Origin of the sequence: Rathayibacter sp. Leaf299, from assembly GCF_001423055.1 — a bacterium.
Classification (GTDB): Bacteria; Actinomycetota; Actinomycetes; order Actinomycetales; family Microbacteriaceae; genus Rathayibacter; species Rathayibacter caricis.
Map to the genome: position 1 here is coordinate 143,086 of NZ_LMNT01000005.1, position 11,651 is coordinate 154,736.

An 11,651-nucleotide genomic window follows, 5' to 3' on the forward strand; every position below is an offset into this window, starting at 1 on the left:
CCCCCCTGCTCGCTGGTCGAGTGCTCGATCGGCAGGCAGTGCTTGCCGACCGGGAGCGTTGAGCGCACCCTTGCTGGTCGAGTAGCCGCCGGAGGCGGCGTATCGAGGCCCGCCTGCTCCAGTGGACGGGGATCTCGAGACGTCCGCTGCGCGGCCTACTCGATCAGCAGAAGGGAGGGAGCCGCTCCCGCCTCAGCCCCGCGCCGCGACGATCCGCGCGATCCGCTCCGGAACCGTGTCGTCCTGCAGGCTCGTCACATCGCCCAGAGCCCGCCCGTCGCGGATGTCGCCGAGCAGTCGCCGCATGATCTTGCCCGAGCGGGTCTTCGGCAGGTCCGGAACGACCACCACGTCGCGCGGTTTCGCGATGGGCCCGATCGCCGTTGCGACGTGGTCGCGCAGCACGCCCGACAGCGTCGCGGCCAGCTCGTTCCAGTACGCGGTGTCGTCCTGCGCCCGGTCGACCGCCTCGTCGGAGGGGATCACGAAGGCCGCGATGGCCTGCCCGGTCGTCGCGTCCTCGACTCCGACCACGCCCGCCTCGCCGACGGCCGGATGCGCGACGAGCGCCGACTCGATCTCGATCGTCGACAGCCGGTGGCCCGACACGTTGATGACGTCGTCGACGCGCCCCAGCACCCAGATGTCGCCGTCGGCGTCGTACTTCGCGCCGTCGCCCGAGAAGAAGTAGCCCTGCTCGGCGAAGCGCGCCCAGTAGGAGTCGCGGTACCGCTCCGGGTTCCCCCAGACCGTGCGCGCGAGGGCCGGCCCGGTGCGGTCGACGACGAGGTAGCCGCCCGAGCCGTTCGGCACCCGCTGCCCCGCGTCGTCGACGACGAGCGTCGTGAGACCCGGCAGCGCGCCGAGCGAGGACCCGGGCTTGAGCGTCGAGACGCCCGGCAGCGGGCACATCACGGCCGCACCGGTCTCGGACTGCCACCACGTGTCGACGATCGGGCAGCGTCCGCCGCCGATCCGCTCGTGGAACCACACCCACGCCTCGGGGTTGATCGACTCGCCGACCGTGCCGAGCAGCCGAAGGCTCGACAGGTCGTACTGCGCGGGCACTCCGTCGGGGAACCAGGTCATCAGCGTGCGGATGAGCGTCGGCGCCGTGTAGTAGACCGTCACTCCGTAGCGCTCGATGATCTCGAAGTGCCGGGCGGTGTGCGGGGTGTTCGGCGTGCCCTCGTAGATCACCTGGGTGAGCCCGTTCGAGAGCGGGCCGTAGATCTCGTAGGTGTGCGCGGTCACCCATGCCAGGTCGGCGGTGCACCAGTGCACGTCGTCGGGCTTCGCGTCGAAGAGGGCCCAGTGCGTCCAGGACGCCTGCGTCAGGTAGCCGCCGCTGGTGTGCACGAGACCCTTGGGCTTCCCGGTGGTGCCCGAGGTGTAGATGATGAACAGCGGGGTCTCGGAGTCGAAGGCCTCGGCCTCGTGGACGTCGCTCGCCGTGTCGACGACGTCGTGCCACCAGACGTCGCGGCCCGCGGTCCAGGGCAGGTCGGGCGTCTCGTCGCCGGTGCGGCGGACGACCAGCACGTGCTCGATCGACTCGACGCCCGCGACCGCGTGGTCGGCGTTCGCCTTGACGGGGACGGCCTTCCCGCGCCGGAACTGGCCGTCGGTGGTGACGAGCAGCTTCGCTCCGGTGTCCTCCACGCGGAACCGGACAGCCTCGGCCGAGAAGCCGCCGAAGACGAGCGAGTGGATCGCTCCGATGCGCGCGATCGCGAGCGTGATGACGACGGTCTCGGGGATCACCGGCAGGTAGACGACGACGCGGTCGCCCTTCCCGATGCCCAGGGCCGTCAGAGCGTTGGCGGCCTTCGAGACCTCGCGCTGCAGATCGGAGTAGGTCAGCGTGCGGCGGTCGCCGCGCTCGCCCTCGAAGTGCAGGGCGGCCTTGTCGCCGCGCCCGGCGTCGACGTGCCGGTCGACGCAGTTCACCGCGACGTTCAGTCGCCCGCCCTCGAACCAGGTCGCCCGGGGCACGGAGAGACTGCCGTCGGCCTGCGGCAGCGCGGGCTTCCAGGTGTGCGCGGTCGTCCACGGCTCGGCCCAGTCGAGGCGCCGTGCCGCCTCCTCCCAGAAGGCGACGGGATCGACGGCCGCCCGCTCGTACTCGTCGGCGCCCACGTTGGCCTGCGCGGCGAAGGCCTCGGGGGCGGGGAAGCGGCGGTGCTCCTCGAGGAGGTTCGCGATCGTGTCCGTCATGGCGACGTCCTTTCAGGAGGGGGAGGGGGCGTCCCGGGAGGGAGGGCGCGTCACGCCCACTTGGCCACGGCGTAGCGCTGGAACACGCCCACCACGGCGTCGGTGAGCTTGCCGAGCACCGCGAGCAGGATGATCGCGAGGAACACGCGGTCGATCCGCCCGTTGTTCTGGCTGTCGATGAGGCGGAAGCCCAGGCCCATCGACGAGGCGATCAGCTCGGAGGCGACCAGGAACAACCAGGACTGGGCGAGCGCGAGCCGGAGCCCCGCGATGACCGCGGGAACGACGGCCGGCAGCTGCACCGTGGTGAAGAGGCGGACTCCGGAGAGCCCGAAGGCGCGCCCCGCCTCGACCAGGTGGCGGTCGACGTGGCCGAGCGCCGTGGCGACCGTGGTGAACACGGGGAAGAACGCGCCGATCGTGATCAGCGTGATCTTCGACTCCTCGCCGATGCCGAGCCAGAGCAGCAGCAGCGGCACCCAGGCGAGCGAGGGGACCGCGCGGATCGCGCCGAGCGTCGGGCCGAGCACGACCTCCCAGACGCGCGAGAGGCCGAAGAGAGCGCCGATGACGAGTCCGAGCGCCGATCCGATCGCGAAGCCGATCAGCACGCGCTGGGTCGAGATCGCCACGTCCTGGCCGAGGTCGCCGCGCTGGGCGAGATCGATCCCGGCCGCCCAGACCATCGCGGGGGAGGGGAACACGGCCAGCGAGACCAGACCCGTCGTGGTGACGATCTGCCACGCGATCAGGAGCACGACCGGGACGAGCGCCCCGCCGACGACGACGAACCAGCGCTTCGACGTCAGCGGACGGGCATGCGCGGCGGAGTCGTCGCGGAGCCGCTTCTGCGACGCCCCGACGCTCGGCCCCGCGATCGCAGCGCCGACGGCGCCCGGCGCCTGCACCATCCCGGTGCTGCGCCGGATCAGGTCGGCGTCGGTCGTCTCGTCGTCTCGGGTCGCCATGTCGTCTCCTCGGGAGCGGTCGCGGGTCGGCGTGCGGGAAGCGGTCAGTCGCCGATCGCGTCGGGGTCGGCGGCCTTCGCATAGGTGTCGTCGAGCAGCGTGTCGAGCGCCTCGTCGACCTGGTCCTGCGAGGCGACGTCGCCGTTCTCGACGAAGATCGGGCCGATCACCGCGAGCACGTCGGTCTGCGCCGATCCGGGCACGTTGTCGACGTCGAGGTTGCTGCGCTCGGTGATCACCGTGGTCGCGACCGCGACGTCGAGACCGGCGACGGAGGCGAGGATGCTCGCGGTCTCCTCCTGGTTCTCGAGCGCCCAGGCACGGGCGTGCTCGTAGGCGTTCACGACCGTCTGCGCGAGGTCGGGCTTCTCGGCCAGGAAGCTCTCGGTCGCGTTCAGGAGGCCGTAGGAGTTGAAGTCGACGTTGCGGTAGAGCAGCGTCGCCCCGGCGGCCTCGGCGCCCGCCATGATCGGGTCGAGACCGGCCCACGCGTCGACCGAGCCGTTCTGCAGGGCGGCCCAGCCGTCGGCGTGCTGCAGGTTCTGCACGGTGACGTCGTCGATCCCGAGTCCGGCCGCCTCGAGGGCCTGCACGAGGAAGAAGTAGGGGTCGGTGCCCTTGGTCGCGGCGATCTGCTTGCCCGCGAGCTGCTCGACGCTCGTGATGCTCGAGCCGGCGGGGACGACGAGGGCCGACCACTCCGGCTGCGAGAAGATGTCGATCGTCTTGATGGGCGAGCCGTTGGACCGGGCGAGCAGGGCGGCGGAGCCGGCGGTCGAGCCGACGTCGATCGCTCCGGCGCGCAGCGCCTCGTTCGCCTTGTTGGACCCGGCGGACTGCACCCAGGCGACGGTGACCTGCTGCTCGGCGAGGGCGGCCTCGAGCCAGCCCTTCTCCTTGATGACCAGGCTCAGCGGGTTGTAGGTCGCGAAGTCGAGCGTGAGGGTGCCGCCCTGCGTGACGGCGCCCTCGGCGGCGTCGGCGGTGGCGGCCGCGGCGCCGCCGGAGCCCTCGCCCTGGACGCAGCCCGCGAGCAGCGGCACGGCGGCGGCGGTCAGCAGGCCGGCGAGGGCGGTGCGGCGTGTGAGCGCGGTGGTGGTGAACGACATGGTGGCCTCTGCTTCGGTGCGGTTCCGGGGGTGGAACGAGTGTGGGGGAGGGGAGTCGGGGTGCGTGCGGGGACGGGAGGATCGGGGGAGGACCGGGCGGATGGGAGCCTGGGGAGGACTCAGTGCCGCTCGATGCCGAGCCCGGCGAGCAGCTCGGCGCGACGCTCCGCCAGTTCTGCCGACCCGCGATCGCGCGGACGAGCGCCCGGAACCCGCATGATCTGCTGGATCCGCGAGACGCCTCCCGGCTCGTCGCGGCCGAGGAGCACGATGCGGTCGGCCAGCTGCAGGGCCTCGTCGACGTCGTGCGTGACCAGCAGGATCGTCGCCGGGGCGGCCGCGTGCACGTCGAGCAGGAGGTCCTGCATCCGGATGCGGGTGAGGGCGTCGAGCGCGCCGAACGGCTCGTCGAGCAGCAGAACGCCGGGGTTCCGGGCGAGCGCCCGGGCGAGCGAGGCGCGCTGGGCCATGCCGCCCGAGACCTCGCGCGGGCGGGAGGAGGCGTGCGCGGTCAGCCCGACCAGCGCCAGCAGCTCCTCCACGGCGTGCCGCCCGGCCGTGCGCGCGGTGCCCCGCGGCAGCCCGAGCGCCACGTTCGCCGCGATCGTGCGCCACGGCAGCAGGCGCGGCTCCTGGAACGCGACGGCGCAGCGCGTGTCGATGCCCGACACGGGGCGCCCGTCGATCAGCACGGAACCCGCGGAGGCCGTGTCGAGCCCCGCCGCGATGCGCAGCAGCGTCGACTTGCCGCAGCCGCTCGGACCGAGGATCGCGATGACCTCGCCGGCGGCGACCTCGAGATCGACGTCCTCGAGCACGGGCGATCCGGGCGAGAACGTGCGGCCCACTCCCTCGAAGCGCACCGGGAACGCCGACTGACCGAGGTCGGCGTCGAAGGCCAGGCTCGTGCGGGTGGGCGTGTCGGTCATGGGGCTCCGGAGCGGCGGGGCGGGCGGGCGGACCGTCCCGATCGTACGGACGGCGGCCCATTCATCCGATTCCGTGATGAAACGCGGAGTAACAGAGCGATCGGAGTGACGCCCCGCATCGGCAGCGCCCGCCGCCCACTCCTCCTCCCGCCCCCGCAGAGCAGGCCCCAGCGCCCGCCCCAGCCCCGGACGCAGAACGGCCCGGCCCGCGGAGATCCGCGGACCGGGCCGAGCAGTGCAGCGACTACGCGCTGACGAGCACGAGCTCCTCGAGGGGCAGGCGGGTGCGCGGGGCGACCTCGCGCTCGCGCAGCACGTCGTTCGCGAGCGACTCCGGGTCGCCGACGACACCGATGGCGGCGACGGTCACGGGGTCGAAGCGCTCGTCGATCGCGAACTCCTCGCGGAGCCCGTCCTTCTCGAAGCCGGCCATCTGGTGCACGTGCAGTCCGTCGTGGTGGGCCTGGATGCTGAGGTGCGCGACGGCCTGGCCGAGGTCGTAGACGGCCCAGGGGCGCGGCTTGCCGTCGGCGTCGACGGTCTCGGCGAGGGCGACGACGAGCGCCGCGGCCGAGCCGGCCCACGCGGCGTTGAAGCCGACGAGGTGCTTCGCCACGCGGTCGAACTCCGGCGTGCCGCGGCGGGCCACGATGAAGCGCCAGGGCTGGGAGTTGCTGGCGGAGGGGGACCAGCGCGCGGCCTCGAGCAGCGAGGCGAGGGTCTCGTCCGAGATCGCGGCCGTCGTGTCGAACGAGCGCGGGCTCCAGCGCTCGGCGAGCACGTCGAGGATCGGCGCGCTGGTGGTGGCGGTGCGGGACGCGGTGGCGAGGGCCATGGTGGAGCTTCTTTCCGGGAGTGTGCGGATCGGGGAGGGCTCCGTTGCCCGCGTGGTGCAACCGTTCCGCACCCGCCCGCATTCCCGCCCGTCCGCCGCCGCGGACCGTCCCTCCACAGCCCTACCAGGTCCGTTCGCCCAGGGAGGACCCCCGGGCTCCGCGCCTGGGGAACGGTACGCTCGTAGACGGCGTGGTTCCCCGCGCGCACCACTCACGACTCTGATGGAGGATCATCCATGGCCCAGCACTTCGACGTCGTCGTCCTGGGGGCCGGCCCCGGCGGGTACGTGGCCGCGATCCGAGCGGCGCAGCTCGGCAAGTCCGTCGCCATCGTCGAGAAGCAGTACTGGGGCGGTGTCTGCCTCAACGTCGGCTGCATCCCGTCGAAGGCGCTGCTGCGCAACGCCGAGCTCGCCCACATCTTCCACTCGCAGGCCAAGCAGTTCGGCATCTCGGGCGACGTCTCGTTCGACTTCGGCGCGGCGTTCGACCGCAGCCGCACGGTCGCCGACGGACGCACCAAGGGCGTCCACTTCCTGATGAAGAAGAACAAGATCACCGAGTTCGACGGCACCGGCTCCTTCACCGGCCCGCAGGGCCTCGACGTCCAGCTGACCAAGGGCGGCTCGGAGTCGCTGACGTTCGACGACGCGATCATCGCGACCGGCGCGAGCGTCCGCCTGCTCCCCGGCGTCGAGCTCTCCGAGAACGTCGTCACCTACGAGACGCAGATCATGACGCGCGACCTGCCCGACACGATGGCCATCGTGGGCGCCGGTGCGATCGGCATGGAGTTCGCGTACGTCCTGAAGAACTACGGCGTCGACGTCACGATCATCGAGTTCATGGACCGCGCCCTCCCCAACGAGGACCCGGACGTCTCCAAGGAGATCCAGAAGCAGTACAAGAAGCTCGGCGTCGAGATCCTCACCTCGACCAAGGTCGAGTCGGTCGTCGACAAGGACGGCTACGTCACCGTGACCTACACCGCGAAGGACGGCACGCAGTCGACCCTCGAGGTCGACAAGGTCCTGATGTCGATCGGCTGGATCCCCCGCGTCGAGGGCTTCGGCCTCGAGAACACGGGCGTCGAGCTGACCGAGCGCGGAGCGATCGCGATCGACGACCACATGCGCACGAACGTGCCGCACATCTACGCCATCGGCGACGTGACCGCGAAGCTGCAGCTCGCCCACGTGGCCGAGGCGCAGGGCGTCGTCGCCGCCGAGACCCTCGCCGGTGCCGAGACCCAGACGCTGGGCGACTACCGCATGATGCCGCGCGCGACGTTCTGCCAGCCGCAGATCGCCTCCTTCGGCCTCACCGAGAAGCAGGCGACCGACGAGGGCCACGAGATCACCGTCTCGACCTTCCCGTTCATGGCGAACGGCAAGGCGCACGGCCTCGGCGAGCCCACCGGCTTCGTCAAGCTCATCGCGAGCAAGCAGTACGGCGAGCTCCTCGGCGCGCACATGATCGGCCCGGACGTCTCCGAGCTGCTCCCCGAGCTCACGCTCGCGCAGAAGTGGGACCTCACCGCGACCGAGCTGGCGCGCAACGTGCACACCCACCCGACGCTGTCGGAGGCGCTCCAGGAGGGCTTCCACGGCCTCAAGGGCCACATGATCAACATGTGAGTCGCCGCGGGCCGCACAGGCCCGCAGCACCCACCTCCGGCTCGCAGGAACCGGTCCGGCTCGTCCGGATCGCCGGTTCCTGCGAGCCGGTCGTGTTCCTGCGAGCCGAGGACCCGCCTGAGCGCCGCGGTACCGTCGAGCGCATGTACCCGCGCGTGCTTGATCGCCTCACCGCCGCCGCCTGGCCCGCGCTCGAGACCCGTGAGCTCGACGGCTGGCTGCTGCGCGCCGCGTCCGGAGTCACGAAGCGCGCCAACTCGGTCCTCACGTCCGGCGCCGTCACCGACCCCGAGCACGCGATCGACGCCGCGGAGGCGTTCGCGCGCGAGCACGCGATCCCTCCGCTCCTGCAGCTCGGACCGGCGACCCTGCCCGCCGATCTCCCCGAGCGCCTGGCCGCCCGCGGCTACGCGCCGCACGAGCGCACGCTCGTCCTCACGGGCACGGTCCAGGAGGCGCTCGCCGCGCTGAGCGGGCCGCCCGCGGTCCTGGAGCCCTCCCCGTCCGAGGACTGGCTGTCGCTCTGGTGGTCCGTCGACGGCCGCGGAGGCGCCGCCGAGCGCGACGTCGCGCAGCGGATCCTCGCGGGCTGCGACTCCTCCTACGCCCTCGTCCGCGACGAGCGGGGCGCAGCCGCCTGCGGTCGACTCGCGTACGCGACCGCCGGGGACACGCCCTGGTGCGGGCTCTTCTCCCTCGCCACCCGCCCGGACGCGCGGCGCCGCGGCCACGCCGCGTCCGTCCTCCGCTCGCTCCTCGGGCAGGCCGAGTCAGGGGGCGTCGCGCACTACTGGATCCAGGTCCTCGAGGCCAACGCCCCGGCCCGCCGCCTCTACTCCGCCCTCGGCGCGACGGAGTCGTCCTGGTACGAGTACTGGCGCCGCCCCTGAACCACCCCGCGAGATGCCACTCCGGTACGCGACACGCCGAACGAGGCGTACCGGAGTGGCATCTCGCGCAGGCCGACCCGGCGGATCAGCCCGCGAGCACCGCCCGCGCGACCGCGTCGGCCCGCGCCTCGTCGCCCGTCACGACTACGCGCCACCAGACGTCCTCCGCCAGCACGTCCACCTCGCACGTCCCCGCCGAGCAGCCCGAGATCGCGCGCTCCCCGAGTCCGTCGACGGGCGCCAGCGGGATCGACAGCCCGGTGGTCAGCGACAGCGTGCGCCAGCCCTCCTCGCCCGAGGGCAGCGCGTCGATGCTCAGACCGGAGTAGGCGGCGCTGGCCGCGTCCGTCCAGGTGCAGGAGGCGAGACCCGCGCGTGCGGCGGCCGCGGCCCCCGCTGTCGCCGGAGTCGCCGCCTCCGTGCCGGCGCCGGCGACGGGCTGCGCCAGCCCGGCGAGCGAGGTCAGCTGCTCGTCGGTCAGCAGATCGGCGCAGACGGGTGCGGTGCCTGCGATGACGTCGTCGAGGCGTCCGTTCGCGGAAACGGCGGTCGAGGAGGCGAGGGCCGTGAGGTCGAGGGTCGCGGGCGCCCCGATCAGCGCGAGCGAGACCCACGTCGATCCGGCGAGCACCTGGGCGGTGCAGCTCCCCTCGAGGCAGGCGCCCGAGGCCGCCACGCCCGCCGCGAGTGCGGGGCCGGCGGGCATCGCGGCGAAGGCGTCGCCCGCGTCCGTCGCCGCCGAGGCGACGATCGAGGCCGGCCCGTCCTGCTCGAACCAGGAGCAGGTGAGGAGCCCGCCGTTCTCCTCCGCGGCGGCGCGGATCAGCTCGGACGACGTGCGGACGGCCCCGTCGCGGCTGCCCTCGAGGCGGTCGGCCGGCAGCCCGAGGGCCTCCGACGCCCGCTCCACGGGCAGCAGGGCGTCGCAGTCGAGGCGCGTGAGCGGAGCGACGGACGCGGAAGCGGACGCCGAGGCGGACGCCGAAGCCGACGTCCCCGCGCCCGTCTCCGCCCCTGACGACGGACCGCCCGTGCATCCCGCGAGCATCCCCGCGACGACCGCTCCGAGCCCGACGATCCGCGCCTTCACGCCGTCAGCTCGCGCTCGATCGCCGCCGTGAACACGTCGATGTCGTCCTCCGTCGTGTCGAACGAGCAGACCCAGCGCACCTCGCCCGTCGCCGGGTTCCAGTCGTAGAAGCGGGACACCTCGCGCAGGCGGTCGGCGACTCCCGAGGGCAGCGTCGCGAACACCGCGTTCGCCTGCGTGGGCTGCGTGAACGCGAGCCCCTGGATCCGTCCGGCGGCGATCGACTCCTCCAGCTGCGCGCGCAGTCGGGCGGCCATGGCGTTGGCGCGCCGGGCCGAGCGCAGCCACAGCGGCTCCGCCTCGCCGTCCTCGCCGAGCATCGCGAGCAGCTGCGCCGAGAGGAAGCGCATCTTCGACGCGAGCTGCATGTTGGTCTTGCGGAGGTAGTGCAGTCCGCTGGACGCCTCGGGGTCGAGCACGACGATCGCCTCGCCCAGCAGCATCCCGTTCTTGGTGCCGCCGAAGGACAGCACGTCGACGCCCGCGTCGGTGGTGAAGGCGCGCAGCGGCACGTCCAGCGCCGCCGCCGCGTTCGCGATCCGCGCCCCGTCGAGGTGCAGGCGCATGCCGTGCGCGTGCGCGTGATCGGCCAGGGCCCGCACCTCCTCGGGGGTGTAGACGGTGCCGAGCTCGGTCGACTGCGTGATCGAGACGACGAGCGGCTGCGAGCGGTGCTCGTCGCCGTAGCCCCAGGCCTGCTCGTCGACGAGGTCCGGGGTGAGCTTGCCGTCGGGCGAGACGACGGTGAGGATCTTGATCCCGCCGACCTTCTCGGGCGCCCCGCCCTCGTCGGAGTTGATGTGCGCCGTGCCGGCCGAGATCACGGCGCCCCAGCGCGGCAGCATCGACTGCAGTCCGGTGACGTTCGCGCCCGTGCCGTTGAACACCGGGAACGCCTGCGCCTGCTCGCCGAACTCGCGCCGGAACGCGTGCTGGAGCCGCTCGGTGTAGACGTCCTCGCCGTACGCGACCTGGTGCGCGCCGTTGGCGGCGGCGATCGCCGCGAGCACCTCGTCGTGCACTCCGGAGTAGTTGTCGGAGGCGAAACCGCGGACGGTCGGATCGTGCAGAGCGCTCATGCCTCCATCTTCGCAGCCCCCGTCCGGGAGCCGTTCAGGAGCCCGACGCCCGCCGCCGTCGTGTTTCCGGCATGTGAACAGCCCGAGAGCGTCGAGCCGATCTCCGTCAAGAAGTTGGTATCGGCTGAGCGAACGGCCACTCTTGTCCTATGCGCATGGACACATCGGGGGCGGTCCGCGATATGCCGGCCCCTCCCGGGGTGGACGAGATCGCGGCCCGCTTCGGCGACCCGGTCCTCGCGTTCGCCCCGCAGCCCCGACTCGAGGAGTTCGCGGCGGCCCAGACCATGGCGCTCGGGCGGTTCGTCGAGATCTCGCTGTCGTACTCGTTCTTCAAGAATCCCCGCAATCGCGCCGATCCCGTCAACCACGTCCCGCTCACTCCCGAGCAGAAGCGGGCCATCGAACGGGCCGAGAACGACCACCTCCCGCCGTGGATGGTCGACCAGGTCACGCGGATGCGGTACCCGGTCCTCTGGGAGGCGGTGCGCACCTCCGTGCCGATCCCCGCCGAGCGCAGCCGCCCGCTCGAATCGCGTCTCGCCGCCCACATGGGCGACGTGCTGCGCAACACCTTCCCCGGTCGCGTGCGCAGCCGGCGCGGAGGGATGCCCGTGGTCGCCGCGGCGCTGCGCGACGAGGACGTCGTGCGCGGCGTCCCGGTCGTGGTCGACGGAGAGGCGCTGCGCGGCTACCGGGTCGACACGGATCCCGACGTCGTCGCCATCGGCGCGCGGGTCGACGGCCGGTACATGACCGTCGTGCTCGACCGGAAGATCGTGCCGGACATCCGCATGGAGTTCGTCCGCCGCTCGCCCCCACGCGCGGCGGCCCCGCAGCCTCGCCGCTGACGGCGGCCGGCCGCTGCCGAGGAGGGGGTCTCTCGGCCGACACGC

At 72.6% G+C, this 11,651-nt stretch carries 10 protein-coding genes; 3 read left to right on the top strand and 7 right to left on the bottom strand.

Annotated elements, in window-relative coordinates:
• Window positions 1-192: 192 nt before the first annotated feature.
• The 5 genes from acs to ASF48_RS16675 all read right to left on the bottom strand — a co-directional run bounded on the left by acs (window position 193) and on the right by ASF48_RS16675 (window position 6,058).
• On the bottom strand, window positions 193-2,217 hold the full coding sequence (gene acs, locus ASF48_RS16655; RefSeq protein ID WP_055794138.1) for an acetate--CoA ligase: 2,025 nt from the start codon (window positions 2,215-2,217) through the stop codon (window positions 193-195).
• Window positions 2,218-2,267: 50 nt separating this feature from the next.
• Window positions 2,268-3,185, bottom strand: coding sequence for an ABC transporter permease (locus tag ASF48_RS16660; RefSeq protein ID WP_235577276.1), 918 nt, complete (start codon window positions 3,183-3,185; stop codon window positions 2,268-2,270).
• A 44-nt stretch (window positions 3,186-3,229) separates the two neighbouring features.
• On the bottom strand, window positions 3,230-4,294 hold the full coding sequence (locus ASF48_RS16665) for an aliphatic sulfonate ABC transporter substrate-binding protein (protein ID WP_055794140.1): 1,065 nt from the start codon (window positions 4,292-4,294) through the stop codon (window positions 3,230-3,232).
• A gap of 119 nt (window positions 4,295-4,413) precedes the next feature.
• Window positions 4,414-5,223 (bottom strand): ABC transporter ATP-binding protein, encoded by an 810-nt coding sequence (locus ASF48_RS16670; RefSeq protein ID WP_055794142.1) that lies wholly within the window; start codon window positions 5,221-5,223, stop codon window positions 4,414-4,416.
• A 244-nt stretch (window positions 5,224-5,467) separates the two neighbouring features.
• Window positions 5,468-6,058 (bottom strand): nitroreductase family protein, encoded by a 591-nt coding sequence (locus ASF48_RS16675; protein ID WP_055794143.1) that lies wholly within the window; start codon window positions 6,056-6,058, stop codon window positions 5,468-5,470.
• Window positions 6,059-6,295: 237 nt separating this feature from the next.
• On the opposite strand from ASF48_RS16675, the gene lpdA reads away from it, so the two are divergent.
• A complete protein-coding gene (gene lpdA / locus ASF48_RS16680) occupies window positions 6,296-7,696 on the top strand; it encodes a dihydrolipoyl dehydrogenase (RefSeq protein WP_055794145.1) in 1,401 nt (466 codons plus the stop codon).
• A 143-nt stretch (window positions 7,697-7,839) separates the two neighbouring features.
• Entirely contained in the window at window positions 7,840-8,586 is a 747-nt protein-coding gene (locus tag ASF48_RS16685; RefSeq protein WP_157603206.1) for a GNAT family N-acetyltransferase, read from the top strand.
• An 85-nt stretch (window positions 8,587-8,671) separates the two neighbouring features.
• On the opposite strand, the gene ASF48_RS16690 is transcribed toward ASF48_RS16685, so the two are convergent.
• Window positions 8,672-9,676 carry a hypothetical protein gene (locus tag ASF48_RS16690; RefSeq protein WP_055794148.1) on the bottom strand — a complete coding sequence of 335 codons (1,005 nt, stop codon included), beginning with the start codon at window positions 9,674-9,676 and terminating at the stop codon, window positions 8,672-8,674.
• Complete coding sequence (locus ASF48_RS16695; RefSeq protein WP_055794150.1) at window positions 9,673-10,755, bottom strand: threonine aldolase family protein; 1,083 nt, start codon at window positions 10,753-10,755, stop codon at window positions 9,673-9,675. The genes ASF48_RS16690 and ASF48_RS16695 overlap by 4 nt, the downstream gene beginning before the upstream one ends.
• Before the next feature lie 200 nt (window positions 10,756-10,955).
• On the opposite strand from ASF48_RS16695, the gene ASF48_RS16700 reads away from it, so the two are divergent.
• Window positions 10,956-11,606 (top strand): hypothetical protein, encoded by a 651-nt coding sequence (locus ASF48_RS16700; RefSeq protein ID WP_055794151.1) that lies wholly within the window; start codon window positions 10,956-10,958, stop codon window positions 11,604-11,606.
• Window positions 11,607-11,651 lie beyond the last annotated feature (45 nt).

Excerpts from the sequence above, each read along its gene's own strand:
- lpdA (WP_055794145.1), top strand. The coding sequence starts at position 6,296 with ATGGCCCAGCACTTCGACGTCGTCGTCCTGGGGGCCGGCCCCGGCGGG.
- ASF48_RS16660 (WP_235577276.1), bottom strand. The coding sequence starts at position 3,185 with ATGGCGACCCGAGACGACGAGACGACCGACGCCGACCTGATCCGGCGC.
- ASF48_RS16675 (WP_055794143.1), bottom strand. The coding sequence starts at position 6,058 with ATGGCCCTCGCCACCGCGTCCCGCACCGCCACCACCAGCGCGCCGATC.
- ASF48_RS16695 (WP_055794150.1), bottom strand. The coding sequence starts at position 10,755 with ATGAGCGCTCTGCACGATCCGACCGTCCGCGGTTTCGCCTCCGACAAC.
- acs (WP_055794138.1), bottom strand. The coding sequence starts at position 2,217 with ATGACGGACACGATCGCGAACCTCCTCGAGGAGCACCGCCGCTTCCCC.
- ASF48_RS16685 (WP_157603206.1), top strand. The coding sequence starts at position 7,840 with ATGTACCCGCGCGTGCTTGATCGCCTCACCGCCGCCGCCTGGCCCGCG.
- ASF48_RS16670 (WP_055794142.1), bottom strand. The coding sequence starts at position 5,223 with ATGACCGACACGCCCACCCGCACGAGCCTGGCCTTCGACGCCGACCTC.
- ASF48_RS16665 (WP_055794140.1), bottom strand. The coding sequence starts at position 4,294 with ATGTCGTTCACCACCACCGCGCTCACACGCCGCACCGCCCTCGCCGGC.